This window comes from Spiribacter pallidus (assembly GCF_040838495.1).
GTDB lineage: Bacteria > Pseudomonadota > Gammaproteobacteria > Nitrococcales > Nitrococcaceae > Spiribacter > Spiribacter pallidus.
Genome location: NZ_JBAKFM010000004.1, coordinates 194,301 through 219,872, shown reverse-complemented (window position 1 = coordinate 219,872; position 25,572 = coordinate 194,301). Strand labels below are relative to the sequence as shown.

At 64.2% G+C, this 25,572-nt stretch carries 29 protein-coding genes, 2 tRNA genes and 1 riboswitch; of the genes, 12 read left to right on the top strand and 19 right to left on the bottom strand.

The genetic code is table 11. From position 1 onward, the window contains the following. Nucleotides 1-2 precede the first annotated feature (2 nt). The 17 genes from uraD to mutY form a co-directional block, all read right to left on the bottom strand. Nucleotides 3-521, bottom strand: coding sequence for a 2-oxo-4-hydroxy-4-carboxy-5-ureidoimidazoline decarboxylase (gene uraD, locus V6X73_RS09070; RefSeq protein ID WP_367959611.1), 519 nt, complete (start codon nucleotides 519-521; stop codon nucleotides 3-5). Further along, entirely contained in the window at nucleotides 518-1,852 is a 1,335-nt protein-coding gene (gene guaD, locus V6X73_RS09065) for a guanine deaminase (RefSeq protein ID WP_367959610.1), read from the bottom strand. Before guaD ends, uraD begins: the two co-directional genes overlap by 4 nt. Then, the gene (gene xdhB, locus V6X73_RS09060; RefSeq protein ID WP_367959609.1) at nucleotides 1,849-4,269 is read right to left on the bottom strand and encodes a xanthine dehydrogenase molybdopterin binding subunit; all 2,421 of its coding nucleotides are present in this window, start codon (nucleotides 4,267-4,269) and stop codon (nucleotides 1,849-1,851) included. The genes guaD and xdhB overlap by 4 nt, the downstream gene beginning before the upstream one ends. Beyond that, entirely contained in the window at nucleotides 4,262-5,716 is a 1,455-nt protein-coding gene (gene xdhA / locus V6X73_RS09055) for a xanthine dehydrogenase small subunit (protein WP_367959608.1), read from the bottom strand. Before xdhA ends, xdhB begins: the two co-directional genes overlap by 8 nt. Further along, the gene (xdhC, locus tag V6X73_RS09050) at nucleotides 5,713-6,546 is read right to left on the bottom strand and encodes a xanthine dehydrogenase accessory protein XdhC (protein ID WP_367959606.1); all 834 of its coding nucleotides are present in this window, start codon (nucleotides 6,544-6,546) and stop codon (nucleotides 5,713-5,715) included. Before xdhC ends, xdhA begins: the two co-directional genes overlap by 4 nt. Nucleotides 6,547-6,636: 90 nt before the next feature. Next, nucleotides 6,637-6,987, bottom strand: a complete 351-nt coding sequence (gene uraH, locus V6X73_RS09045; protein ID WP_367959605.1) for a hydroxyisourate hydrolase — start codon at nucleotides 6,985-6,987, stop codon at nucleotides 6,637-6,639. A 57-nt stretch (nucleotides 6,988-7,044) separates the two neighbouring features. Continuing rightward, nucleotides 7,045-8,619 carry a BCCT family transporter gene (locus tag V6X73_RS09040; protein WP_367959604.1) on the bottom strand — a complete coding sequence of 525 codons (1,575 nt, stop codon included), beginning with the start codon at nucleotides 8,617-8,619 and terminating at the stop codon, nucleotides 7,045-7,047. Between the two features lie 11 nt (nucleotides 8,620-8,630). Then, nucleotides 8,631-9,266: a LysE family translocator gene (locus V6X73_RS09035; RefSeq protein ID WP_367959603.1), complete on the bottom strand. Its 636-nt coding sequence runs from the start codon at nucleotides 9,264-9,266 to the stop codon at nucleotides 8,631-8,633. Between the two features lie 67 nt (nucleotides 9,267-9,333). Further along, complete coding sequence (locus tag V6X73_RS09030; RefSeq protein ID WP_367959602.1) at nucleotides 9,334-9,771, bottom strand: bactofilin family protein; 438 nt, start codon at nucleotides 9,769-9,771, stop codon at nucleotides 9,334-9,336. Further along, entirely contained in the window at nucleotides 9,761-10,726 is a 966-nt protein-coding gene (locus V6X73_RS09025) for a M23 family metallopeptidase (protein WP_367959601.1), read from the bottom strand. Before V6X73_RS09025 ends, V6X73_RS09030 begins: the two co-directional genes overlap by 11 nt. Then, complete coding sequence (locus V6X73_RS09020) at nucleotides 10,719-11,114, bottom strand: bactofilin family protein (RefSeq protein ID WP_367959600.1); 396 nt, start codon at nucleotides 11,112-11,114, stop codon at nucleotides 10,719-10,721. The genes V6X73_RS09025 and V6X73_RS09020 overlap by 8 nt, the downstream gene beginning before the upstream one ends. A gap of 54 nt (nucleotides 11,115-11,168) precedes the next feature. Continuing rightward, a tRNA-Phe gene (locus tag V6X73_RS09015) sits at nucleotides 11,169-11,244 on the bottom strand. Nucleotides 11,245-11,283: 39 nt separating this feature from the next. Next, nucleotides 11,284-12,111 (bottom strand): bifunctional allantoicase/(S)-ureidoglycine aminohydrolase, encoded by an 828-nt coding sequence (locus tag V6X73_RS09010; RefSeq protein WP_367959598.1) that lies wholly within the window; start codon nucleotides 12,109-12,111, stop codon nucleotides 11,284-11,286. Then, nucleotides 12,108-12,641, bottom strand: coding sequence for an ureidoglycolate lyase (locus V6X73_RS09005; protein ID WP_367959597.1), 534 nt, complete (start codon nucleotides 12,639-12,641; stop codon nucleotides 12,108-12,110). Before V6X73_RS09005 ends, V6X73_RS09010 begins: the two co-directional genes overlap by 4 nt. Beyond that, nucleotides 12,638-13,573, bottom strand: a complete 936-nt coding sequence (gene puuE / locus V6X73_RS09000; RefSeq protein WP_367959596.1) for an allantoinase PuuE — start codon at nucleotides 13,571-13,573, stop codon at nucleotides 12,638-12,640. Before puuE ends, V6X73_RS09005 begins: the two co-directional genes overlap by 4 nt. 10 nt (nucleotides 13,574-13,583) lie before the next feature. After that, complete coding sequence (locus V6X73_RS08995) at nucleotides 13,584-13,850, bottom strand: oxidative damage protection protein (protein WP_367959595.1); 267 nt, start codon at nucleotides 13,848-13,850, stop codon at nucleotides 13,584-13,586. Further along, nucleotides 13,847-14,884: an A/G-specific adenine glycosylase gene (mutY, locus tag V6X73_RS08990; protein ID WP_367959594.1), complete on the bottom strand. Its 1,038-nt coding sequence runs from the start codon at nucleotides 14,882-14,884 to the stop codon at nucleotides 13,847-13,849. Before mutY ends, V6X73_RS08995 begins: the two co-directional genes overlap by 4 nt. A 74-nt stretch (nucleotides 14,885-14,958) precedes the next feature. Here mutY and V6X73_RS08985 point away from each other — a divergent pair, with 74 nt between their 5' ends. From V6X73_RS08985 to V6X73_RS08965, 5 genes are all read left to right on the top strand, one after another. Then, nucleotides 14,959-15,435, top strand: coding sequence for a host attachment protein (locus V6X73_RS08985; RefSeq protein ID WP_367959592.1), 477 nt, complete (start codon nucleotides 14,959-14,961; stop codon nucleotides 15,433-15,435). 76 nt (nucleotides 15,436-15,511) lie between these two features. Next, nucleotides 15,512-16,294 carry a molybdate ABC transporter substrate-binding protein gene (gene modA, locus V6X73_RS08980; RefSeq protein WP_367991097.1) on the top strand — a complete coding sequence of 261 codons (783 nt, stop codon included), beginning with the start codon at nucleotides 15,512-15,514 and terminating at the stop codon, nucleotides 16,292-16,294. Next, entirely contained in the window at nucleotides 16,291-16,962 is a 672-nt protein-coding gene (gene modB, locus V6X73_RS08975; RefSeq protein ID WP_367959589.1) for a molybdate ABC transporter permease subunit, read from the top strand. Before modA ends, modB begins: the two co-directional genes overlap by 4 nt. Continuing rightward, entirely contained in the window at nucleotides 16,959-18,038 is a 1,080-nt protein-coding gene (modC, locus tag V6X73_RS08970; protein WP_367959588.1) for a molybdenum ABC transporter ATP-binding protein, read from the top strand. The genes modB and modC overlap by 4 nt, the downstream gene beginning before the upstream one ends. Before the next feature lie 90 nt (nucleotides 18,039-18,128). Continuing rightward, nucleotides 18,129-18,311 carry a hypothetical protein gene (locus V6X73_RS08965; RefSeq protein WP_367959586.1) on the top strand — a complete coding sequence of 61 codons (183 nt, stop codon included), beginning with the start codon at nucleotides 18,129-18,131 and terminating at the stop codon, nucleotides 18,309-18,311. Nucleotides 18,312-18,318: 7 nt separating this feature from the next. Here the strand turns inward: V6X73_RS08965 and V6X73_RS08960 are convergent. Then, nucleotides 18,319-18,392: transfer RNA gene (locus V6X73_RS08960), tRNA-Gly, on the bottom strand. Between the two features lie 113 nt (nucleotides 18,393-18,505). Here V6X73_RS08960 and thiS point away from each other — a divergent pair. The 7 genes from thiS (at nucleotide 18,506) to V6X73_RS08925 (ending at nucleotide 25,050) form a co-directional block, all read left to right on the top strand. Then, a complete protein-coding gene (gene thiS / locus V6X73_RS08955; RefSeq protein ID WP_367959585.1) occupies nucleotides 18,506-18,727 on the top strand; it encodes a sulfur carrier protein ThiS in 222 nt (73 codons plus the stop codon). A gap of 9 nt (nucleotides 18,728-18,736) precedes the next feature. Beyond that, entirely contained in the window at nucleotides 18,737-19,534 is a 798-nt protein-coding gene (locus tag V6X73_RS08950) for a thiazole synthase (RefSeq protein ID WP_367959584.1), read from the top strand. Continuing rightward, nucleotides 19,531-20,226, top strand: coding sequence for a tRNA (guanosine(46)-N7)-methyltransferase TrmB (trmB, locus tag V6X73_RS08945; protein WP_367959583.1), 696 nt, complete (start codon nucleotides 19,531-19,533; stop codon nucleotides 20,224-20,226). Before V6X73_RS08950 ends, trmB begins: the two co-directional genes overlap by 4 nt. A 30-nt stretch (nucleotides 20,227-20,256) precedes the next feature. After that, a riboswitch (cobalamin riboswitch) is annotated at nucleotides 20,257-20,447 on the top strand. Nucleotides 20,448-20,592: 145 nt separating this feature from the next. Then, nucleotides 20,593-22,473 carry a TonB-dependent receptor plug domain-containing protein gene (locus V6X73_RS08940; RefSeq protein WP_367959582.1) on the top strand — a complete coding sequence of 627 codons (1,881 nt, stop codon included), beginning with the start codon at nucleotides 20,593-20,595 and terminating at the stop codon, nucleotides 22,471-22,473. Nucleotides 22,474-22,490: 17 nt separating this feature from the next. Further along, complete coding sequence (locus V6X73_RS08935) at nucleotides 22,491-23,312, top strand: ABC transporter substrate-binding protein (RefSeq protein WP_367959581.1); 822 nt, start codon at nucleotides 22,491-22,493, stop codon at nucleotides 23,310-23,312. Next, entirely contained in the window at nucleotides 23,309-24,292 is a 984-nt protein-coding gene (locus V6X73_RS08930; protein ID WP_367959580.1) for a FecCD family ABC transporter permease, read from the top strand. The genes V6X73_RS08935 and V6X73_RS08930 overlap by 4 nt, the downstream gene beginning before the upstream one ends. Next, complete coding sequence (locus tag V6X73_RS08925) at nucleotides 24,289-25,050, top strand: ABC transporter ATP-binding protein (RefSeq protein ID WP_367959579.1); 762 nt, start codon at nucleotides 24,289-24,291, stop codon at nucleotides 25,048-25,050. The genes V6X73_RS08930 and V6X73_RS08925 overlap by 4 nt, the downstream gene beginning before the upstream one ends. Here V6X73_RS08925 and V6X73_RS08920 read toward each other — a convergent pair. Continuing rightward, nucleotides 25,023-25,565 (bottom strand): hypothetical protein, encoded by a 543-nt coding sequence (locus V6X73_RS08920; protein ID WP_367959577.1) that lies wholly within the window; start codon nucleotides 25,563-25,565, stop codon nucleotides 25,023-25,025. The genes V6X73_RS08925 and V6X73_RS08920 overlap by 28 nt on opposite strands. Nucleotides 25,566-25,572: the final 7 nt, after the last annotated feature.

Genomic DNA, 25,572 nt, shown 5'->3' with positions numbered 1-25,572 from the left:
TTTTATGTCATCTGCACCAGCCGATTTGCCGCGATGCGGTGCGCCTGCACCAGTGCTGTGCGTCGCTCGGTCTCGCGATCGTGTTCGATTCGCGTTCTGAACGCTTCGAGAATGGCATACCGATCCAGTCCCGCGACAGCGATAATAAACGGAAAACCGAATCGCTTTTTATAAGCATTGTTCAGGCGCTCGAATTCGGCAAATTCTTCGGGCGAACATTGGTCAATGCCGGCGCCGGCCTGTTCACGACGGCTCGAGTCGGTCAGCTCGCCGGCCACCGCGGCCTTCCCGGCCAGATCCGGGTGGGCCCGGATGACGCTCAGTTGCGCTTCGTGATCGGCCTCATCAAGGATTCGGGCCATCCTCTCGCGGAGCGTCTCGACTTCATTGAGGCTCTCGTCCACCCCCATGTCATACGCCCGAGCCGCGATCCAGGGGGCATGCTCATAGATGCCGCCGAAGGTCTCGATAAACGCATCACGATCGAGCGCGGTGACGTTGAGGGCACGAAACGTGGTCATGAGGGGATGGCCTCTGCTGTCCGACGATGGGCGACACGACCCGCGGCGATGGTTTGAGCGACACAGCGGTCGTCGCCGAGGGAGAAGATGGTGAAAAGCCGCTCACTGGCATCCCGGGGTGGGACATTGCGCGAGCGCTGATCGGGGGTCGCAAGCGGGTCAAGCACAACGAAATCGGCTTCCTTGCCCACCTCCAGCGAGCCGATCTGGCGCTCCAGGCCCAGTGCCCGGGCGCCTCCCAGGGTGGCCAGATAAAGTGCGTGGGCGGGTTCCAGCCGCTGGCCACGTAGCTTGCAGGTCTTGTAGGCCTCATCCAGGCAGCGCAGCAATGAGAGGCTGTTGCCCGCGCCCACATCCGAGCCCAGGGCCACGCGCAGGCGGTGTTGTCGGGCGGCATCCAGATCGAAAAGACCGCTGCCTAGGGCAAAATTGGACATCGGGCAGAAGGCGACCGCGGCATCATGCTCACCAAGACACGCCTGCTCGCGTTCGCTGAGATGGATCGAATGCGCAAAAACCGACCGCGAGCCCACCAATCCGTGAGCCTCGTAGACCCCAAGATAATCCTCGCAATGGGGAAACTCGCCTTTCACCGCCTGGATCTCGTGGGGGTTTTCGCAAAGATGGGTATGCAGCAGGACATCCGGGTAGGCTTCGAGCAGCCGGCCGGCGCTGCTGAGTTGTGCCGACGAGCTGGTCAGGGCAAAGCGTGGCGTGACCGCATAACCCAGCCGGTCATGGCCGTGCCAGCGCTCGATCAGCGCACGGCTTTGCCGGTCACCGCTATCGGCGGTATCGAGTAATGCCGCCGGTGCGTTGCGATCCATCAAGACTTTGCCGCAGATCATGCGCAGGCCACGGCGGGCCGCGGCGGTAAAGAATGCCTCGACCGATGCCTCATGGACGGTGGCGAAAACCAAAGCCGTGGTGGTGCCGTTGGTCAGCAGGCCCTCGAGAAACTCCTCGGCGACCGAATCGGCATGGGCGCGATCAGCGAAAGCCGCCTCGGCGGGGAAAGCCACTTGCTCGAGCCATTCGAGCAGCTCGCCGGAATAGGCGCCGATGATGCCGTGCTGGGGATAGTGCACATGGGCATCCACCATGCCCGGGATGATGATGTGATCCGGATAATGCTCGATAGGGATGTCGTCGCCCAGGGTCGGCAGAATCCGCTCGGCCTCGCCCACCGCGGCGAAGCGCCCGTTTTCGCAGACCACCACGCCATCGCGGATGAAGTGAAAGGCCTCTGCGGTTGACTCGTGGAATGGATCGGCCGTGCAAAAGGCGAGCTGGCTGCGCCAGGCCCGGCGCGATGAAGCCGTCGTGCTCATCCGGGCATGTCCTCGACCTCGCGGGAGTCGCCCGGCTCGAAGGTGGTGCGCGCATCGCCATCGGCTGGCGGGCGAACGGATTCAATGGCCCACAACACCCGCTCGGGTGTGGCAGGCGCATCCATGCGCGGGTGGACCCGGTAATCGCCGATGCTCGCCACCGCGTCCTTGATCGCCGCCCAGACCGAGATGCCCAGCATCAGCGGTGGCTCGCCGACGGCCTTGGATCGAAATACCGTTTGCTCCGGGTTCTTGCGGCTTTCCACCAGACGGACATGGAAGGCCTCGGGCATGTCCGAGACCGCCGGCACCTTGTAGGTCGCCGGCCCGGCGGTCATCAGTCGTCCCTGTGCGTTCCAGACCAGTTCTTCGGTGGTGAGCCACCCCACGCCCTGGGCGAATCCGCCCTCGATCTGGCCAATGTCGATGGCCGGGTTCAGTGACTGGCCGACATCGTGGAGGATGTCCGCGCGCAGGATGCGGTACTCGCCGGTCAGGGTGTCGACGAGGACCTCCGAGCAGGCCACGCCGTGGGCATAGTAGAGAAACGGCCGACCGGCCGCCTTGTCCCGGTCATAGTAGATCTTGGGCGTGCGGTAGTAGCCGGTGCTCGATAACGAGATCCGCGACAGATAGGCCAGACGGATCAATGCTTCGAAGGTCATGTGCTCGTCGCGGATGCGCACATGGCCGTTGCGAAAGACCACCTCCTCCGGGGTCACCCGGAAATGCCCGGCGGCGAATTCCACAAGGCGCTGGCGGATGGTCTCGGCGGCGTTGCGGGCGGCCATGCCATTGAGGTCTGCCCCCGAGGAGGCCGCTGTGGGTGAGGTGTTGGGCACCTTGTCGGTGTTGGTGGCGGTGATGCGAATCCGGTCGGTTTCTACTTGGAAAACCTCGGCGACAATCTGCTGGACTTTGGTGTTGAGCCCCTGGCCCATCTCGGTGCCGCCGTGGTTTAAATGGATGCTGCCGTCGGTGTAGACGTGAATGAGCGCGCCGGCCTGGTTGAGGAACGTGGTGGTAAAGGAGATACCGAACTTGACCGGCGTCAGCGCCAGGCCGCGTTTGAGGATCTCGCTGCCGGCGTTGAAAGCGGCAATCTCGCGGCGGCGGGCTGCATAATCCGCGCTCGCCGCAAGATCATCGGTCATATCGGCGATGATCGCTTCTTCGACCACCTGGTGGTAATGGGTCACGTTGCGATCGGGCCCGGCATAGTAGTTACGTCGCCGCACCTCAAGCGGGTCAAGATCGAGGTGGCGGGCGATACGATCGATGATCTCCTCGATTACCACCATTCCCTGGGGGCCCCCAAATCCCCGAAACGCGGTATTCGAGGCGGTGTTGGTCTTGCAGCGATAACCGCGGATGCGGGCCTCCCCCAGGTAGTAGGCGTTGTCGATATGGAACATGGCCCGGTCGACAATCGCACCGGAGAGATCGGGCGAGTAGCCGCAGTTGGCCGCCAGATCGATGGCCACGCCGTGAAAACGGCCCTTGGCATCGAAGCCGATGTCATAGCGAGCGAGAAATGGATGGCGCTTGCCGGTCATCATGCCGTCATCGGCCCGTGACAGGCGCATCCGGGCCGGCCGGCCGGTCAGACGCGCCGCCAGGGCGGCCAGACAGGCGGGTGCGGCCGCCTGGGTTTCCTTGCCGCCGAATCCACCGCCCATGCGCCTTGTATCGACGGTGACGGCGTTCATGTCCACGCCAAGCACCTCGCCGACCAGTTTCTGGATTTCGGTGGGATTCTGGGTGGACGAGTGCACCAGCATGCCGCCGTCCTCGGTGGGGACCACGGTGGTGGCCTGGCCTTCGAGGTAGAAATGTTCCTGGCCGCCGATGCGAAGTTCGCCGTCGATGCGATAAGGGGCACTGGCAAGCGCGGCGTCGGCATCACCGCGTTGCTGTTGATGCGGCTCGAGCACGTAATGGGCGTTGTCCAGCGCCTCGCCCAGATCCAGCACCGGGTCGAGGGGTTCGTACTCGATGATGGCCGCATCGGCAGCGGCCCGGGCCTGCTCGGCGGTGTCGGCAGCGACGGCCAGTACCGGCTGACCCACATACTCCACCCGGTCGTCGGCGAGCAGGGGGTCGCCTTCGAACACCGGCCCGATGTCGAGCTTGCCGGGGACATCCGCAGCGGTCATCACGGCGGCGACCCCGGGCATCGCCCGACAGGGCGCGGTATCGATGCGCAGGATCCGGGCATGGGCGTGTTCGCTGAGGCGTGCCTGGATATGGAGCTGATTGGGAAACTGCAGATGGTCATCGACGTACTGCGCCTCGCCGGTGACGTGCTTCTCGCCGCTTTCGTGCTTGACCGCCCGGCTGGCGCCGGTGACCAGAGACTCGCGAAAGGCCGCTTCCATGGCCTGTTGGCTGGGTTGCTGATCGGGGTGGTTACTCATAATCGCTCACCATCACCGCCTGGCGGGGTTCGGCAATCCGGATGAAAACCCGGCGCAGCAGGTTGCAGGCCACGCGCTGGCGGTATTCGCGGCTCGCCCGAAAATCACTGATCGGGGTGAAGTCGCCATCGAGCGCCGCACAGGCGGTCTCGAGGCTGGCCTGGGTAATCGGTGCGCCCTGCAGGGCCGTTTCGCAGGCCCTGGCCCTTGCCGGTGTGGCCGCCATGCCGCCAAAGGCGATTCGCGCCTCGTCTACCCGGCGGCCATCGTCGCCAAGACGGATGGCAAATGCCCCGCAGACCGCCGAGATATCGTCCTCGATGCGCTTCGATACCTTGTAGGCAAACAGCCGGCGCTTGCTTTCAAGCGGGATGAATACCCGCTCGATCAGCTCGCCCGTCCGCAGGTCGGTCTTGCGGTAGTCGAGGAAGAAATCCTCCAGGGCCAGATCCCGGTAACCGTTCGCCGATCGCAGTCTCACGGTGGCCCCGAGGGCGATGAGCAGCGGCGGTGTATCGCCAATCGGCGAGGCCGTGGCGATGTTGCCGCCCAGCGTCGCCCGGTTGCGGATCTGTGTGGACGCAAAGCGCCCCAGCAGTTCGCCAAAATCCGGGAAAGCCGTTGCCAGGGCGTCATAGCAATCGGTAAGCGGAGCCGCGGCGCCGATATCCAGAAAGCCATCCCCCTCGGTGATGGTCTGCAGCGCCTCGACGCGGTCGAGGTGGATCAATGTGGGCAGGGCTTGATGCTGTTGGGTGATCTCAAGCGCCAGATCGGTGGCACCGGCCACCAGGCGCGCGGTGGGGTTGGCGGCCAGGCAGTCGGTGACCTCGTCGAGCGTGGTGGGCAGATAGCCTTGATGATCCCGTTTGCTGAGCGACCCATCATCGGCGGCGATTGTCCGGAGCCGCTCGAGGGTCTCGTCCGCTTGCCGGTCAAACGCATCCACCGGGCCATCGGTGTGCTTGATCTGCTGCATGGCCGCGGCGGTCGCATCGAGGATGGGCCGGTAACCGGTGCAGCGGCACAGATTGCCGGCCAGGGCCTCGAGCGCCTCTTCGCGGTGGTACTGCTCGGTGTTCTTGCTAAGCGCAAACATCGACATCACGAACCCGGGCGTGCAAAAACCACACTGCGAGCCATGCATATCGGCCATGGCCCTTTGCACCGGGTGCAGCGCCTCGCCCTGTTTGAGGTCTTCGACGCTGATCAGCTGCTTGCCATGCAGGGCAGCCACCGGGGTGATGCAGGCGTTGATCGCCCGGTAGCGCAGCCGTCCCGCATGGGGCTCGGCAAGCACGACCGTGCAGGCGCCGCAGTCACCGGAGGCACAGCCCTCTTTGGTGCCGGTCTTGCCGCGCTGCTCGCGGAGGTAGCGCAAAACGGTCAGGTTGGGGTCGAGGTCATCCTCATGACGCAGTTCGTCGTTGAGCAAAAAACGGATCATCCCAGCCCCTCTTTGAGTGTCTGCTTGTCCAGCCCCCGCCAGCCGGCGTCGACCTGGTCCTCGTTGGCCGATGCGATGAGCTCGCCAGCGATTGAAACCGCAACCTCCATGGGGCGTTTGCCGGGGACCTGCGCCAGTCCGATGGGACAGATCAGCTGGTTGATCGTGGCCGGCTCCACCCCGGTCTGCTCCAGCCGGCGCCGAAACCGCCGGGCCTTGGTCTCGGAGCCGATGACACCGACGCTGCCAAGATCGGCGCGATGCAATGCCGCGTGGATGAGCCGAAAGTCCAGGTCATGGTCGTGGGTCATGACCCGCACATGGGCCCCGCTGCGGATCTGGCTGATCCAGCCGACCGGGTCTTTGGCGGGACGCGGGTGAACATTGTCGGGCAGCGAATCGGGGAACAGATCCACCCGTGAATCCACCCACTCGACCCGGTAGGGCAGTTGGCCGAGGATGGTGGCCAGTGCGGTGGCGACATGGCCAGCGCCAAATAGCGCGATGTTGAAATGGCTTGCGCCAAAACTCTCGAGCAGGATGCTCACGCTGCCACCGCAGCACTGGCCCAGTTGCGAGCCCAGTGCGAATTTCTCGATGGCCGGTCCCTGCTCGCCGCTTTCCAGCCGTCGTCGGGCCCGGGTGATGATCTCGTGCTCGAGCCGGCCACCCCCGACGGTGTCATATTGATCGGTGGCGGTGATCACCATCTTGGCGTCGGTGTCCCGGGGCGTTGACCCGGCAGCCGACAGCACCGTGGCCAGCACAAAGGGTTGGTCGGCGTCCTTGCAGGCCTGCAGGGCCTGATGCCAGGTCATTGTTGCTTTCATCACCGCTTCTCACGTCCACCGACGTCAAAATCAGCATACGGATATGAAAAGCGAATGCAAAAGTTTTTGACCGATCGGTCAATGCCTCATTCAGCTGCCCCGGTAGGTGGAATAGCCGTAGGGACTGAGCAGCAATGGGACGTGGTAGTGACCGCTCGCGCCCAGCCCGAAACGGATGGGGATTACATCTAGAAAGGGCGGCTCGGCGAGTATGACCCCGCATGCACGCAGATAGTCACCGGCATGGAAGGTGAGCTCATACGTCCCGGGCGTCGCTTGGCCATCGGCCAGCAAACCGCCGTCCACCCGGCCGTCGGCATTGGTGACGAAATCGCCGATCAGCGCGGCATCGGGGCTGCAGCGCTTTAGCTGGATGGCAAGCCCGGCGGCCGGTACGCCCCGGGCGGTGTCGAGTACATGGGTGGACAGGGTAGCGGTCATGCGGACTCCCAAGATTGGCTTTTCACACGCCCAGTCTACCCTGTCCGCACCCTCTCGCTAGCCGACCAGCCCCTGCTCGCGTGCCATGGCATAAGCCGCCTTGGGCCCGGTCCATAGCGATGGCAGCAGCACTAGCGAGACCGGGATGGCGGTCACGACGATGAACTGTTGCAGCGCCGAGATTTGCCCGGCCCCCATGTAGAGCAGGATGGCCGCCATCAGCGCGAGCGTGCAGCCCCAAAAGGCGCGCAGTGCGCTGCTTGGTTTGTCATCGCCCGAGGTGACCATGGAGATGCTGTAGCTCATCGAGTCTCCGGTGGTGGCCACGAAGATGGTGGTCAGCAGCAGAATGGCCACCGCCATCACGGTGCCCAGTGGCAGCGCCTGGGCCACGGTCAGCGTGGCGACGTCAAAGCGGAAGTTACTGAGTGGCTCGGCCAGATCGATGGCGCCGCTCATCTGATAGAAAATGCCCGAGCCGCCCAGCAGCGTGAACCAGATGGTGGTGGCAATCGGAGCGGTGATGCAGACCGCGATGATCATCTCGCGAATGGAACGGCCTCGCGAGATGCGCGCCACAAACAATGCCATCAATGGCCCATAACCGATGAACCAGGCAAAGAAAAACACCGTCCACCACTTCATCCACCAATCCGGCGCGGTCTGAGCGGTCATGGTGGCCATGCTCATGAACTCGCCCAGATAGGCCCCCATGCCCTGGGTGTAGGCGTCGATGAGATACACGGTCGGGCCGAAGCTGATGATGACAAGGCCAATGGCCAGGGCCAAATAGACGTTGAATCGGCTGAGCAGCTGGATGCCCTTGTGGATGCCGCTGACCGCTGAGCTCACGTAGATGCCCGCCAGTACCGCCAGCACGACAAGCTGCGTGGCAAAGCCATCCGGCAGACCAAAAAGCACACTGCCGCCATAGGCCACCTGGGTCGCCAGAAAGCCAATGGGCCCGACCGTGCCGGCCACCACGGCGATGACGCAGACCGCATCAATCAGGCTGCCGAGCCGGCCATTGATGAGGGCCTCGCCAAAGATCGGGTAGAGCAGTGTCCGGGGCCGCAGCGCCTGGCCGCGGACATAGTGGGCGTGGGCCAGTACCAGGCTGGTCAGCCCACCCAGCACCGCCCAGGCCAGAAAGCCCCAGTGCATGAATGACTGGGCAAGGGCGCCAGGGACGGCCTCGGCGGTCCCGGCCTGGGCGTCGAATGCCGGCGGTGTCTGCGCGATGAAGTGGTAGACCGGCTCGCCGGCGGCGAAAAAGACACCGCCGCCCGCGAGCAGTGTGCAGAGGATGATCGCCAGCCAGCGAAAGGTGCTCATCTCGGGCTGGGCCAGATTGCCCATGCGTGCTCGGCCGGCCGGCGAGGCCGCCAAGCCAAGGGCGATAAAAAAGGTCAAAAGCAGCAGGATCTGGAAGTAAGAGCCCAGATATCGTGCCGTCCAGCTAAACCCGGCCCCGACCAGCGCCGAGACCAGCTCAACGTCGTAGAGGGACAGCCCGACAAAGGCCAGGACAAAGCCCATGCTCAGCCCCAGCACCCAGGGATCCCCGAAGCGGTTGTCGGTCGTTGGGGCATGATCGGACGAACCGATCGCCTCGGCATTACTCGTGGTCATTAACCAATCCTTTATGAAGCGATGATGAGTTCGTAGGTGATGCGCCCGGCAAAGCCCAGAAAGGCAAGTCCGGCGAGTCGTTCGATCCAGTGCTGGTGGTCTTCGAGGCGGACCAGCAGCCCGGTCGAGGCGGTGAGCATGCTCACCAGAGAGAACCAAAGCAGGCCGGCGAGGCCGACCGCGGCGACGATGCCGCCGATTACCCAGGGGTGGGTGCCCGGTTTGATGGCCGCACCAAAGACGCTGGCAAAGAACACGATGGCCTTGGGGTTGGTTAGATTGACCATCAGACCCAGCAGCACCGGGTTGTCGGGGCCGCTGGGCCGGCGGGGTGGCTCGTTTTCGATATGCCGGGCGGGCCCCCGGGTTGTCAGCAACCGCACCCCCAGATACCCCAGAAAACCGGCACCGCCGGCGCGCACCACCCACTCGAACCACTCAACGCGCGCCAGCAGGGTGGACAGGCCCACAGCGCTCAGGCCCGCGTAAAAGCTGATGCCCAGGCTGACACCCAGTGCAGTCAGGATGCCGGCGCCTTGACCTTTAGCGATGGTGTTGCGCACCACGGCGACAAAATCCGGCCCGGGCAGCATCAGGGCCGGAGAGAAAACGCCAAACAGCGCGAGCAAGGAGAGGGCTGATTGCATGAGGCCGGTCAGGGCTGCTTGATCAATGGCCAGCGAAGGGTGATGGTAAACCGCGGTCCCTGCACCGCTACACCCGGTTTTCGACCCGAATCCTGCCCTCGGTAATGGCGCCCGCCTCGATTTGAAGCGTGAAAGCCTCGATGCTTCCGGTGAGTAATGCGGTCGATTGCAAGCTTGCCTGCTCGCATCGCAGCTCGCCATTCACTTGTCCGGCGACGGTGACTTGCCTGGCCTGCACATTCCCCTCAAGGGATCCGTTGCGCCCCACGTGCACGACATCTGCTTCGACATCGCCCGTGAGTGCCCCATTGACATGAACACTGCCCGGGGAGCTGATATCCCCGCGTGCGATGACCCCTTCGCTGATGACCGATGAGGGGTGTTCGGGCTCAAGGGTGGGGCCCAGGGTGCCGTCTGATTTGCTGACCGGATCGTTGTCGCTACGATCGGCTTCGGGACCGGCCGGTGTGGCGGCTCGCAGACAAAACGCGGCCTTATTCCACATCGCCAATCACCTCCAGGACCTTGGCTGGGTCCAGGTGGCGTCCCGCCACCCGGATCTCGTAGTGCAGATGCCCGCCATCGGTCTGGCCCGTGTCACCCATTAGCCCGATCACATCGCCGGCGGCCACCGTGTCACCAACTTCGACATCGATCCGTGCCATGTGCAGGTAGTAGGATTCGACGCCGGCCCCGTGGTCGATGATCACCATCTTGCCCGACGAGCCATCCGCCTCGGCAAAAGTCACCCGTCCGGGCCCGCCGGCGAGGATGGCCGGTTCGTCCCACGAGACCAGGTCGATCCCCCGGTGGGGCAGAAGATGGCCGCTTACCGGGTGCTCGCGCATGCCAAAGCCCGATGTCATGTGACTGGCGGCCATTGGCACGCGGGCCGGCAGCTTGGCCATGAACTCCTCGATACTGCGGATGCGCTGCAGTGACTCGAGCGAGGTCTGCGGGACATGTTGGTTGAGAACATCCGCGGATGCCGACCGCGCGGAGATCATGCCCCCGGTCCCCAGGATCGAGTCGATGCTCTCCTCGACGGTCTGCATGTCGGTGCCAAGCACATCGACTTGTGTCTCGAGCGACTGCGCGTGCTCGGCAACGATGTCAGCGGTGAATTGGCTGTATAGATCCAGTGCCTCGACGGCGGCCTGTCGCTTTTCGGCGAGTGCCTGGTACTTGGCCGACTCGACCACCTGGTGGATGTATTTGTCGAACGTGCCAAGAGTAAACGCCACCAGGCCGGCGCATGCGACGGCCGCGACGCCTTTGTAGAGCCAGCCGCGCATCGCGGCGTGACGTTTTTGCCGCCGGATCATTCGCTCGATATCGCCACGGTCGATGGGAACATGTGTGCTGTCGCCATCGCCGATGATTATGATTTCGCCCCGGCCTTTCTCCGGCAGCTTGCTTTTCAGCGATTCAAGCCATTGATCGCCGTGCAGATTATTCATCGGTGGCCGCCTGCGCACCCGGGTCGTCGATCGCCGCATCGGCCGTCGTCGCGGTTGGCTCGATGCGGGTCAGCGTGGCGTTCAGGGTTGCGCCGGCATCGACCGTTATCGTGGTGTAGCCGATGTTGCCGCGCGCCTCGCTGCCGTCCCGCAAAAGGATGTGGCCGGCGGTGATCTCGCTGGCGGAGTGGCCTTTGATTTCGACCGAATCGGCGATGACCGATCCGCTGATATGCCCGGAGCTGCCAACCAGCAGGGACTGACATCGAATGTCGCCTTCGATGGTTCCGTAGACCTCGATGTCGCCCTCGGCGTGGAGTTCGCTTGCCAGATGCGCCCGCACACCGAAGCCGATGACCGCTGAGGATTCTGTCTCGGGGTTTTTCATGGCTGGGGCGTTGAGCGGACGCTTTGTGGCGCCACTGCTGTGGCGTTGAGTGGGTGGTGGCCAGGGAGAGAATCGAACTCCCGACACGACGATTTTCAGTCGTCTGCTCTACCGACTGAGCTACCTGGCCGCCGGGAAGCCGTTATTCAAACCGATGCGCCCGGGCGGGTCAAGACAGACGCAGGGCCGGGTGGCGATTGACATCCTTGTAGAGCAGATAACGGAAAGGTCCCTGACCACTGGCATAGCAAGCCTGTGGGCAGAATGCACGCAGCCACATGAAATCGCCGGCCTCGACCTCGACCCACTCGCCATTGAGGTAGTAGACGCCACTGCCCTCGAGCACGTAGAGCCCATGCTCCATGACATGGGTCTCGGCAAAGGGGATGCGCCCGCCGGGCTCGAAGGTGACGATATTGATGTGCATGTCATGCCCCATGTCCTCGGGGTCGATCAGTCGCGTGGTGCGCCATAGCCCGTCGGCGTTGTCCATGGCAACGGGCTCGACCCGGTGGGCATCCAGTGCATAGCTCGCCGGCACATCGATATCCGGCACCGGTTCGTAGGCCTTGCGGATCCACTGCACACAGGCGGGGGTCTCCCCCGGGTTGCTGATCCGGTAGCGCTCGCCGGGGGCCATCCAGGCGAAGCCGCCAGGCTCGAGATGCTCGGTGCGATCGGGCAATTCGATGGCCACCTGGCCGTGCATCACAAAGTAGGCCCCCTCGCCCTGCGGATCCGGTTCGGGGCGGTCGCTGCCGCCACCCGGCTGGATTTCAACCATCAGCTGGCTGAACGTCTCGGCAAAACCGCTCAGCGGCCGCGCCAGTATCCAGGCCCGGCTATCCCGCCAATGGGGGAGCTGGCTTGTGACGATGTCGCGCATCACCCCCCGGGGGATCAGCGCATAGGCATGGGTGAACACCGCCCGGTCGGCCAGACGCCGGGTTTGATCGGGGACCTCACCAATGGGTCGGGGGTATCGGGGTTCAGTCATGGTCGTGAATGCTCCGGCAAGGTGACGCGAATATCATCGGCAAGGGGCGCCTCATCGCAGTTCTCGCCGGGGCCATCGCGGTCGACCACCAGGAATTGCGAGGGCGCCTCGAGGGCGATCAACGGATGATGCCAGACGCCCGTGGCGTAGTTGACGCCCTGGTCCGGTCGGGCAACAAAGGCGCGTAGAGCCGCTGGTGCCGGTGTCTCACCCGCCGGGCCGACCACCACGATCCAGGGGTGGTTGCCCAGTGGCATGAATGCCTGACTCCCCAGGGGGTGGCGCTCGAGCATCCACAGCGCGGCGGGCAAGGCATAGGGCCTGGCCTCGAAGAGGCTGATGATGACCTCGGGGGTGGTTGAGTCGGGGCTGTCATCCGCGGCCAGCGCCTCGGCCACCGCCAGTCGGTGGTAGCGCTCGGTGGTGCCGGCGTTAATCGGGTAGTGCCGGGCGCCATCGGTCTGGATGACGGTGCCAAAAGGCGCGAAGCCCGCCGCGGTCAAAGGCGCTGCCTCGAGGGTGATGCTCATGCGCTTTGCGCCGTCGGGGCCGGATGGTGCTCACGCCAGTGCCGGGCGATGTCCACCCGGCGACAGACCCAGACCCGGTCGTGGCCCTCGATATGATCGAGAAAACGCTGCAGCGCCCGAAACCGGCCCGGCCGGCCGATCAAACGGCAGTGCAGCCCGATGGACATCATACCCGGCTGCTCGGCCCCCTCGGCGTAGAGCACATCAAAGGCGTCCCGCAGGTACTGGTAGAACTGCTCGCCGCTGTTAAAGCCCTGTGGCGTGGCAAAGCGCATGTCGTTGTTATCGAGGGTGTACGGCACGATGAGCTGCTGGTGCTCGGCGCCGGCGCGATCGACAACCGGCTGCCAGAAAGGCAACTCGTCGCCGTAATAATCGGCGTCGTACTCAAATCCGCCATGCTCGACCACCAGACGCCGGGTGCGGGGATTATCCCGGCCGGTGTACCAGCCCGTGGGCGGGTTGCCGGTAAGATCGTGAATGATCGCCACGGCCTTTTGCAGGTGCTCGCGCTCGGTGGCCTCGTCGATTGCCTGGTAGTCCAGCCAGCGATAGCCGTGACCGGCGATTTCGTGGCCGGCATCGACAAACGCGGCCGCTGCCTCGGGGTTGAGCTGCAGCGCCCGGGCCACGGCAAAGACCGTCAGCGGCAGGTGGCGGCGTTCAAACTCCCGCAGGACCCGCCACACCCCCACGCGGCTGCCGTACTCGTAGACGGATTCCATGGACATGTGCCGGTCTTCGATGGCCGGCGCATTGATGATCTCGGAGAGAAAGGTCTCGGCATGGGGGTCGCCTTCGAGGACCGAGCGTTCGCCGCCCTCTTCGTAGTTGAGGACAAACTGCACGGCCACCCGGGCGCCGCCGGGCCAGTCAGCCTGGGGGCGTTGGCGGCCGTAGCCGACGAAATCACGATCCATGGGCGTTGGCATGCGCTTGTATCTACTCCGGCTGGTAGTCCGGTGGCGGTGCCGAGCCCTCGCCAAAGAAGAACTTTTCCATTTCCTGCTCGAGGAACGCACGGGCCTTGGGGTCCATGGGCGAGAGGCGGTATTCGTTGATCAGCATGGTCTGGTGGCCAAGCCACATCTGCCAGCCCTCCTGGCTGACATGCTCGAGGATGCGCTCGCCCAGCTCGCCCGGGTAGGGCTGGCGCTTGAGTTTCGGGCCTTCGCGGCCGGTTTTGACGCAGTGAACGGTTTCGCTCATGGCGTGGGCTCCAGTGTTTTCAGCAGGCGTTGCACCGGGGCAGGCATCCCCGGTGGCTCGTCCACTCCCGGGTTATACCAGAGGTGTCGGTCGTCCCGCAGTGCCACGGCGCCTGCGACTCGGCAGTAGACCGGCGCGATGGCCAGGCTGAAGTGGGTGAATTGATGGTGGATCGCTTCACCGGCGCGGGTTGCCTCGAGGGTCAGTCCCAGCCGCTTGGCGGCCCATCGGGCGGGTCGGTCATCGGTCTCGGGCAGGCTCCAGAGCCCCGCCCAGATGCCGGTGGCCGGTCGACGCTCGAGCAGAACGCCGCGGTCGCTCTGGATGATGAGCATGGTGGTTTGCCGATGGGGCTTGTCGCGGCGGGGGCGCCGGCCCGGGTAATCGCCAACCGCACCCTGGGCCAGGGCCTGGCAACCGGGCTCGAGCGGACAGGCGTGGCAGGCCGGCTGTCGTGTGCAGACCGTCGCCCCCAGATCCATCATGGCCTGATTGAATTCGCCGGCCCGAACGGACGGGGTCACTGACTCACTCAACGCCCAGAGCCGACGCTCAACCGATGCCCGACCGGGCCAGCCGGGCACGGCAAAATACCGGGCCAGGACCCGCTTGACGTTGCCATCGAGAATCGCATGGGGCTCGCCGCGGGAGAGCGAGAGGATCGCCCCTGCCGTCGATCGACCGATCCCCGGCAGCGCCATCACCGCTTCGAGGCTGGCCGGAAATTCACCCCGGTGTTCGTCAACCAGCACCCGGGCGCAGCGGTGCAGGTTACGGGCCCGGGCGTAATAGCCAAGTCCTGCCCACAGGCTCAAGACCTCATCCAACGGCGCACGGGCCAGTGCCTGGACATCGGGAAAGCGGTCGATGAACCGCTCGAAGTAAGGGATCACGGTGGTGACCTGGGTCTGCTGGAGCATCACCTCCGAGATCCACACCCGGTAGGGCGTGGCGGGGTGCTGCCAGGGCAGGTCATGTCGGCCGTTTCGCTCGAACCATTGGATAACGCGGCTGGCAAACTCGTTTGTACTCACCGAACGGTCTCCCGCCTTGTGCATCCAACAGCCATAGCCCACAGCATAATCGCCAACCCCGAAGGAGCCTACCGATGAGTGACACCACCGTACTGGTCGCCGACGGCGCCCGCGCCCGATTCTTTGAACTGCGCGGCCCTGAACACACGGGCACCCGGGGTGGGCCGACACTGGTCGAGATCGCCAGCCTGGTCGCGCCGGCACATCAGGCCCGGGGCGGGGCGCTCTACACCGAAGGGGTTACCGGTCACAACCGCGATGCCGGCGGGGCGGGGCATGACTACGACGAACATCGGGAAGATCACGACGCAGCCGTGGAGCGGCGTTTTGCCCGCGAGGTGATGGCCGAGCTGCAGCGTCGTCGCAGCATGCGCAATGTACTGTGTGCGCCGCCGCAGATGCTGGGGTATCTGCGGCAGGCGATGGACGGCGTTGGCGAGATGGACATCGAGGAATGCCCGCGCGATCTCTCGACTCTGGGTGCCCGCGATATCCAATCGCATCTGGCCGGTGCCGGTTTGCTCGCCGAGCGGCGTTTTCCGGCGCGCTAGTCCCAACCCCGCGCATTGACGCCACGGCCCGGTGTGGCGAGCATTGACGGAGGTCGAGTACAAGGAATCTACATTGTTGCCTCTGCGATCCGGGCTGCGGGCGTTTGCCCTGGCGGTACTGCTTATCCTGACCACCGGGGTCAGCCACGCCGACCCGGTGCGTGTTGCGGTGGCCGCCAATTTTCTCTCGCCGGTCGAGGTCATCGCCTCGGCGTTCGAGGCCGCCGGTGGTGAGCCGGTTGAGATTGTCAGCGGTGCGACAGGTCAGCACTACGCGCAGATCATCAACGGGGCGCCGTTTGATGTCTTTCTGGCCGCCGATCAGGCCCGTCCCGCCCGGTTGCTGGAACAGGGCCTGGCCATCGAGGGCAGCGTCTTTACCTATGCCCTGGGACGACTGGTGCTGTGGGCCGGCGACGGCCATCAGCTGCCCGATAACGGCTTTGCCGGGCTGGTGGACCACCCGGTGACCCGGCTTGCCATCGCCAACCCCCGGTTGGCGCCCTACGGGCGGGCGGCCCGGGATGCGCTGCAAGCCACTGGGCAGTGGCAGGCCCTGCAACCACGCCTGGTCGAGGGCCTGAGTGTGGGCCGGGCGTTGCATTATCTGGCCACCGGCAACGTCAGCCATGCCCTGGTGGCCGCCTCTTATACCCATGCCAGAGGTCGTCCCGGTGGGGCCTGGGTGGCGGTTGACCCGAGCTGGCATGAGTCGATCCGGCAGGATGCGGTGCGACTTGTAAACGGCCCCAATCCGGCCGGTGCCCGGGCCTTTATGACTTTCCTCAAAAGCGCCGAGGCCCAGACCATCCTGCAAGGGTTCGGCTACCGGGCCGCTGGCGAAGTGACCGAGCCATGAGCCTCTCGGCGGTGTGGATCAGTCTGCAACTGGCGAGCGTGACGGTGATCGTGTTGCTTGTCATTGGCACGCCTCTGGCGTGGTGGCTTGCCAACAGCCGCAGCCGCTGGCGGGTGCCGGTGGACGCCCTGGTGGCCCTGCCCCTGGTGCTGCCCTCGACGGTGCTTGGCTTTTACATGCTCATCCTCCTTGGGCCGGCGGGACCCATTGGCCGGTTCTGGGTCGCGGCGACCGGCGAGACGCTGACTTTTAGTTTCACCGGGCTGGTGATCACCTCGGTCCTCTACTCGCTGCCGTTTGTCGTCCAGCCCATACGCGATGCGTTTGCCGCGGTGGGGCGGGGGCCCATGGAGGCGGCGGCAAGCCTTGGGGCGAGACCGATTGATGCGTTTTTCAGCATCGCCTGTCCACAGAGTGCCCGGGGGTTTTTGACCGCCGCGGTGCTGGGTTTTGCCCACACCCTGGGCGAGTTCGGGGCGGTGTTGATGGTCGGTGGCAGTATCCCCGGCGAGACCCGAGTGGTGGCCATTGCCATCTACGAGCATGTCGAGATGCTCGAATATGGCGCCGCTCATACCCTGTCGGCCGGGCTGTTGCTTTTCTCGTTTGTGGTATTGGTGGCGGTCTATACAGTCAATCGCGCCCGGCATCCGGTGCTGCTGCGATGAATATCCCACCGGTGGAGTTCGACCTCGCCCTGCAGCGGGATGGATTTGCCCTTAAGGCAGCAGGTGTTGTCCCCACCGGGGTGACAGCGGTATTCGGCCGGTCGGGCTGCGGCAAGACCACATTGCTGCGCTGTCTGGCCGGATTCGAGGCGGGCTGTACCGGGCAGATCCGCCATGGTGATGTGGTCTGGCAATCCGCCCGGGTTCGGCAACCCGCGCATCGGCGACGGGTGGGCATGGTGTTTCAGGATGCCCGGCTTTTCGCTCATCTTTCGGTGAGGCAGAACCTGGGTTATGCGTACAAACGCCGCCGCGGGCGCGGGCCCGACTGGCACGAGGTGGTGGCGGCACTGGGTGTCGAGGGACTGCTCGATCGGTGGCCGGCGGCGCTCTCCGGTGGCGAGGCCCAGCGGGTGGCGCTGGCAAGGGCCCTTCTCACCGGCCCGGCGTTGCTATTGCTCGACGAGCCCCTCGCCGCCCTCGACTATGGCCGGCGCCGCGAGATATTGCCGCTGATCGCCGGGATCCCCGAGCGGTTCTCGATCCCGGTGGTGTACGTCACCCATTCACGCTACGAGGTTCTCGAGTTGGCCGATCGGGTGATGTTGATGGAGCGCGGCAACATTCAGGCGGCCGGATCGGTCAGCGAGGTCTTCTCGAACCCGGATCACTGGTCATTGCTGGGCAACATGGCGCCGACCGTCATCTGGGATGCCCAGGTGGTAGCCCGGGACAATGACTGGGGGCTGACCATCCTGGCCACCGATGCAGGGCGCTTGCGGCTGGGCGGACTGGATGTGCGGCCCGGTCAAAGCCTTAGGTTGCGGCTGACGGCTCGGGATGTGGTCCTTGTCCCCGGCCAGCCGGCGGTGTCGAGTCTGCTCAATACGCTCTCGGTTCAGGTGGACGAGATCAATGACTACCCACGAGGTGTCGTTCATGTGCGGCTGAGGGCTGGGTCGGGGGCGGTTCTGTGGGCCGAAATCACCCGCCAGGCCGCCGCTGGGCTGCGGCTTGCCAGCGGCCGCCGGCTTTATGCATTGATCAGGCCTCAGGTACTGCGCATCAACCATTGATGCGGTGCAAGATTAAAGGCTTTACTCCCGCCGACGCCGGCGTCACACTCCGCGTCCTCAAAACCGCAGATCAACCGTTGGGATGAGCCGATGGCAGCAACGATGCAGTCCGCCTGTCGTGTCGAATATCGGGGTCGGGATATCGTCATCACGGGGCCGGCCGAATCGGCCCGACGCGAGGCGCAACGAATCATCCAGCGTTTTGCCTGCAGCGCGGCACCCTATCGACTGGCCCGGGTCGAAGCCGATCAGGTGATCCTGCAACCCGTCTAGACTGGAGTGGAGCGGCTGACCGGGATCGAACCGGCATCACTGCCTTGGGAGGGCAGCGCTCTACCATTGAGCTACAGCCGCACTACCCCTCTAGTATGCGGTTTTCACCAAATCGGGCAAGCCCCGGATGGATTGCGGGTCGGCAGAGCCTGCGCTGACCCCCGGCCGCTGGCTGCCTGCGTTACAATAAAGCCATGACTGAGACCTCCAGGACCATCCGCGTAACGGTCAACGGCAGTCAGCGCGAGCTGGCGGTTGAAAGCACCCTCGAAGCCCTGCTTGAGGCGCTGGGGATGAACGGCCAGCGGGTTGCGGTGGAGGTCAACGAACAGGTCATCCCGCGCAGTGACTACCCCCGTACCACCCTCCACGATGGGGATGATGTCGAGATTATCCGCGCCATCGGGGGTGGCTGAGAGAACGCAATGGCAGATAACGACAAGTTGATCGTCGCCGGTCGTGAGTATCACTCCCGCCTGCTGGTGGGGACCGGCAAATATCGTGACATGGCAGAGACCGGGCGAGCGATCCGTGCAAGCGGTGCCGAGATCGTCACCGTGGCCATCCGCCGGACCAACATCGGTCAGGACCCGGACGAGGACAACCTGCTGGATGTGATCCCGCCCGATGAGTTCACCATCCTGCCCAATACCGCCGGCTGCTACACCGCCGATGACGCGGTGCGGGTCTGTCGGCTCGCCCGCGAGCTGCTGGATGGCCATAATCTGGTCAAGCTGGAGGTGCTCGGCGACGAGAAGACCCTCTACCCGGATGTGCCCGCCACCCTCGAGGCGGCGGAGAAGCTGGTCGCCGACGGCTTTGAGGTGATGGTCTACACCAGTGATGACCCCATTGCCGCCCGTCGCCTCGAGCAGATCGGCTGCGTGGCGGTCATGCCGCTTGCCTCGCCCATCGGCTCGGGGCTGGGTATCCAGAATCGCTACAACCTGATGACGATCATCGAAAACGCCGGGGTGCCGATCATTGTCGATGCCGGTGTCGGCACGGCCTCGGATGCCGCGGTGGCCATGGAACTGGGCTGCGATGGGGTGTTGATGAATACCGCGATTGCAGCGGCCAAAGACCCGGTGGGTATGGCGCAGGCCATGCGCAAGGGGATCGAGGCCGGAAGAGAGGCGTTTCTTGCCGGCCGGATGCCCATGCGACGCTTTGCATCGGCCAGCTCGCCGCTGGAAGGGACGTTCTGGCAAGGCGGGTCGTGAGTCAGCCCCAACACCGGCCGATTCGCAGTTTTGTCCGTCGCGAGGGTCGCCTGACTGCTGGGCAGCAGCGCGCACTCGACCGGCTGTATCCGCGCTACGGGATCGACTGGTCGGGCGGCCAGATCGATCTGGCCGCCTGCTTCGGGCGACCCGCGCCGCTGGTGCTCGATATCGGATTCGGCGATGGTGACGCCCTGGCCGAGATGGCCGCTGCCCTTCCGCATCGCAATTATCTGGGCGTCGAGGTCTATCGCTCCGGCACTGGCCGGCTGCTGCGCCGGATCGATTCGGAGCAGCTGAGCAATCTGCGGGTGATGCTTGCTGATGCCAGCGAGCTGTTGCGCGACGGCATCGCCTCGGCGTCGCTGGCCGGGGTGCAGTTGTTTTTCCCCGACCCCTGGACCAAAAAGCGCCACCACAAACGACGCATTGTGCAGGCCGACTGGTTGGCGCAGGTGGCAGATCGCCTGCAGCCCGGCGGCTTTTTGCATATGGCCACCGACTGGTCGGACTACGCCGAGTGGATGCTTTCGCTGACAGATGCCGAGCCCCGGCTCGAGAACCCCCATGGCGGCTATGCACCAGATGCCGGAGACCGGCCCGAGACGCGCTTTGAGCGTCGCGGACTGCGCAAAGGGCACGGGGTCTATGACCTGATGCTGCGGCGGGTTCAGTCAGCAGCCCTTCGTTGAGGCGACTTGAACTGACGGGGTGATCTGGGCAGACTTCTCCCCAGCTTCGGTTCTGATGCCAGGGCATCGGATGAAAAGGGAACGCAGTGCAAAGCTGCGGCTGCCCCCGCAACTGTAAGCGGCGAGCGAAGCCCACCAACGCCACTGTCGCAGCGCGATGGGAAGGCCGGGCTAAGTGACGACCCGCAAGCCAGGAGACCTGCCGAGGTGATCACCCATTTCCGGTGCGGGGCGCGCCAGGAAAGCGGCACAACCGCAGAGGTGACAGTCGCCGGTCTGCGGTGGGCTGTCCGATGAGGGCCTTCGCAGACCACGTGTGTCTGTCGGCGGGAGCAATCCCGCCATGCAACAAGGCCTCAGCAACCAATGAACAAATCGGTATCACTCAGTGCGCTGGTCATCGCCGCCAGCGTTTCGACGAATACGTTTGCCCAGGGCAGCGGCACCACCCAAACCACCCAGCTTGAGCCCATCATCGTCTCCGCCGGCATTTCGCCGGTCGCGGCCGACGAGTATGGCCGCTCGCATACGGTAATCACTCGAGATGACATCGAGGAACGCGGCTACGCAACGGTCCAAGAGGCACTGGAGGCGCAGCCGGGCATATCGATGAATGGTGACGCGCCCAGCAACCGACAGATTCGGATCCGGGGGGGTGAAGGTAGCCACACGCTCATCCTTATCGATGGTGTGAGGGCTGCAGCCGGTGACAGTGAATATATCTTTCGTGGGTTAGATACGAGCTATATCGAGCGAATTGAGATTTTGCGTGGTCCGCAGTCCGTGCCCTACGGCACGGACGCGTCCACGGGTGTAATCAATATCGTGACCCAACAAGCGGATACTGGATTCAATGCGGGAGCCGCAGTCGAGATTGGCGAGGGTGACGCTGAGAGTGCCTACATCGCCTATGGAGACACAAAAACCCAAGTTACGCTCAATATCTCTAATCGCTACGACCGTGGGTTCGATTACAGCGGAGACGGGGGCGAGAGTGACTCATCACGGTGGCAGTCCATAACTACGAAAGGCTCGTTTAACCTCACACGCCGCCTCGACACTGGCTTTACCTACCGCATTGCGGACGTAGCCTACGATCTGGACGAGAACGCGGATGGATTCGGTGGACGCCCGTCTTCCGATAACGAGTCAGACTATGTGTTTGACGATCCGTCCGAGTCCTCCGAAGCGTTGGAGCGAGCGGGTAGTGGGTACATCGAGTACCGACCGCATGATCAGATTACTTCTCACAGGGTCAGCTTTAACCGAACATCGAACCAAAGCGATACGGTTACTGATGATGTTACCGAGGTCGCGTCATATCGTCTGCAGTACTCGGCGGATCGGGTAGCAGTAGCGAAGAGCAGGCAATTATTGAGCCTGTTGGTCGAGCGTAAGACGGATAGGGGGGGCGCTGACCTGCCTGATCGCCAAACCGACAGCGTTGCGGTGGAATACACTGGCTGGCTTGCGGATGATTGGTCAGCGCAGGTAGGGGTACGGCATGATTTCAATGAGTCCTTCAGTGATGTGGTCAGTTGGAATGTGGCGAGCAGTTATTTCCTCGCTAATGATATCCGGCTGCATGCATCCGGGGGCCGCGCGATTGTTAACCCGAGTTTCTTTGAATTCACCGGCGGTACATCGAGGGCGTTTAACGCTGATCTGGAGCCAGAGGAGAACCAGGGGTTCGACATCGGAGTAGAAGTACCGCTGTCTGGTCTGAGCGGATCAGTAGGGGTGACCTATTTCAAAGAGACGCTCACTAATGAAATCTCCAGTGACGACCTCAGCGCGCCCTTCACCTATGAAAATGATGAGGGTGAGAGTGATCGCGAGGGTGTTGAGCTGGCCGCGAGCATTGCGGTCAATCCATCGCTGGATCTCCGCGGCAATTACACCTATCTGGATGCGACCAATGCCGATGGGAGCATTGAAGTCCGCCGGCCGCGGAATGAGTTGAGTCTGGGGTTGACTTGGCGGGCACGGCAAATACCAGTCACCATCAATGGCGATCTTCGTCACGTCCGTGGGCTCTACGATACGCAGTTCTGGGAGCCAACCCCTCGTCCGACAGAAGAGCTCCCCAGCTTCACGACCGTCGATTTATCCGGGCAGCTTGATGTTCTGCCAGGGCTGACCCTGACCGGGCGCGTGACAAACTTAACGGATGAGGAAAATAAGGAAGTCTGGGGTTACGCCACCCGCGGCCGAGCCGGCTTCGTTGGTGTGAGGGCGTCGTGGTGAGGGGGCTGTTGGCATGGGTGTTGGCACTGATCTTGTCGCCAGCGCATGGTCTGGCCCAAGCGGAGGAAGCGCCGCCCCAGCGCGTTGTGTCCATGAACCTCTGCACCGACCAGCTGGCGATGCTGGTTGCCGATGATGAGCAGCTGATCTCGGTCTCGGCGCTGGCGGCGGATCCGCTGAACTCGGCCATGGCGGATCAGGCTGAGAAGTATCCGCTCAATCACGGCCGGGCCGAAGAGATTCATCTGCTCGACCCCGGCCTGGTGGTGACGGGACGTTTTCATGCCGGGCCGACGGTGGATATGCTCCGGCGGCTGGGCATTCCCGTGGTGGTGTTCGACCCGGCCAACTCGCTTGAGGCGATCCGGGAGAACATCGCCCGCATGGGCGAGGTGCTTGGGCAGCCCGGTCGGGCCGCTGAGATCGTCCGGGCCTTTGACCAGCGCCTTGCCATGCTAAAAGCGCCGGTCATGCGCCCCCTGCGGGCAGCGCTTTACTTCCCCAACGGCTACACCCGCGGCGAGCAGACCCTGCTGGGCGATATCGTGCGGACCGCCGGTTTTGCCAATATTGCCAGCGACGCCGGGGTGCGGACGGGGGCACATATGCCGCTGGAGCGGCTGGTGCTGGCCGAGCCCGATGTGATTATCACCGGTAGTCGGCACGACGGTAAGTCGCGTTCTGAAAACATTCTCCAACATCCGGTGCTGGAGACAGCGGCCCGCTGGGACCGGGCCCATCAGCTTAAAACCAGCGACTGGGTGTGCGGCACGCCCCAGGCACTTGCCGCGGTTGAGCGCATCGGTGCGCTGCGCGGCACGTTGATGGGCGGGCGATGACACGGCTGCTGTTGGCTCTGGGGCTATTATCGCTGGGGCTTTTGACGGTCTCGTTGCTGATCGGCCCGGCGGCCATCGGACCAGTTGAAAGCCTCACCGCTATGATGGCGCCGGCGGATACACCACTGGCGCTGGTGATGCAGGAAATTCGCCTGCCGCGGGCCATCCTGGCTTTCATGGTCGGGGCCAGTCTGGGCCTTGCCGGCGCCGCCATGCAGGGGTATCTACGCAACCCCCTCGCCGAGCCCGGGTTGCTCGGGATCTCCGGGTCGGCCGCGTTGGGTGCGGTGCTGGCCATCCAGTCCGGTCTGGCTGCCGCATTTCCGCTCGGGCTGCCGCTTGCCGCCCTGAGTGGTGCATTGATGGGTGTGCTGCTGATCACCCTGCTCGCCGGTCGCCAGGGCGGCACCTTGAGTCTGATCCTCGCGGGTATCGCCATCTCGGCACTGGCCAGTGCCATGGTCTCGCTGGTGCTCAATCTCTCGCCCAATCCCTTCGCCACCAGTGAGATCGTGTTCTGGATGATGGGCTCGCTCGCCGATCGGTCCATGGAACATGTTGTCCTGGCGCTTCCGTTCATTGTGATCGGCGCGGTGATGCTGCTCGGCCTTGGCCGGCCGCTGGATGCCATGACCCTGGGTGAGGATGCCGCTGAGGCCCTCGGGATGCGGGTGGCGAGTGTCCGGCGGCGGCTGATCGTGGGTGCGGCCCTTGTGGTGGGCGCCAGCACAGCGGTGGCCGGCACCATTGGTTTTGTCGGGTTGGTGGTGCCGCATTTGCTGCGGCCGTTGGTCGGGGCCATGCCCGGGCCTTTGTTGCCCGCGAGTGCCCTGGGCGGGGCGATCATGGTGTTGCTGGCGGACATTCTGGTGCGGGTGATCGTGCCCGAGGCCGATCTCAAGCTCGGCGTGCTCACGGCGTTAATCGGTGCGCCGCTTTTTTTGCATTTGATCTATCAGACCCGCAGGACGCTGGCATGAGCCTGCTCGAGATGCGGGATCTGTCGGTTTCGCTGGGCGGCCGCCCGGTCATCCGCCACGCGGACCTAGCCATCGGCGCCGGCGAAGTCGTGGGGCTGATCGGCCCCAATGGTGCCGGCAAGACAACGCTCATGCGGGCCGCCCTCGGCCTGATACCGGCAAGCGGCGAGAGCACGCTGGCGACACTGGATGAGACCGCCCGGGCCCGCGCCGTTGCCTGGATGCCGCAGGATCGTCATATCGCCTGGCCGGTGGCGGTGGAAGCGCTGGTTGCCCTTGGCCGGCTGCCCCACAGGCCCTGGCGCGCTTCACTGACCACCGAGGACCACCGCATCGTCGCCGATGCCCTGCGTCAGGTGGGCCTCGCGGGTTTCGAGGCACGAGCGGCCACCAAGCTCTCCGCCGGCGAGCGCACCCGGGCACTGATTGCTCGCGCGCTCGCCCAACAAACACCGCTTGTCATGGCCGATGAGCCGATTGCCGGGCTGGATCCGGCCCACCAGATGAGCACCATGCAGACCTTTTGTGATCTGACTGCACAGGGCCGATCGGTTTTCCTTTCTATCCACGACCTGGGGTTGGCCGCCCGCTACTGCACCCGGTTGGTGCTTGTCGGCGAGCAGGGGATTGCCGCCGACGGCTCGCCCGGCCAGGTGCTGACACCACAGCACCTGGCGCGGATATTCGGCATCGAAGCGCATCTATCGAATGGCAAAGAGGGCCCGGTTTTTCAGCCATTGCGGGTTCTGGGGCCGTAGCTTTTCGACTCAAAGGGTATCTCGTCGATCCCACGACGCTGGTTGATGACAAGGATCATCGCGAAAAACAGGTTGCACAGCAGGTTGCAAAACCGCGGCAGCACCGGCGGGATTTCGCCGCCGGCTTCTTCGATCCGCACCATCTGCCGGATGGCCTTTTTAGCCCCCGAGCGGGCCAGGTTCAAAAACGGCACGGGCAGCTCGCCACGGGGCAGGACAAAACCCTTGGCGCGGCCATCGGCCTCGCGGCGATAGGCTGAAAGTCGCTCGCCAGCCCAGCTGATATCCGCCTCGGTGATGGCAAGCCGCCCCCGTAGCGAGCCATTGAGATGAAACGCCATGGGCTGCAAGGCCTCGAGATCATCGCGCAGGTCGGGGAATGCCGATGGCATCTCGGAGATGGCCGCGCCGATGTTGCCGCAGAGCTCATCGGTGATCACTTCAAAATCACACAGTGGCCCCGACTCGTGGATGAACGGATAACAAACCTCGTCCAGGTTTTTGCTTCGTTCCATGCCGACT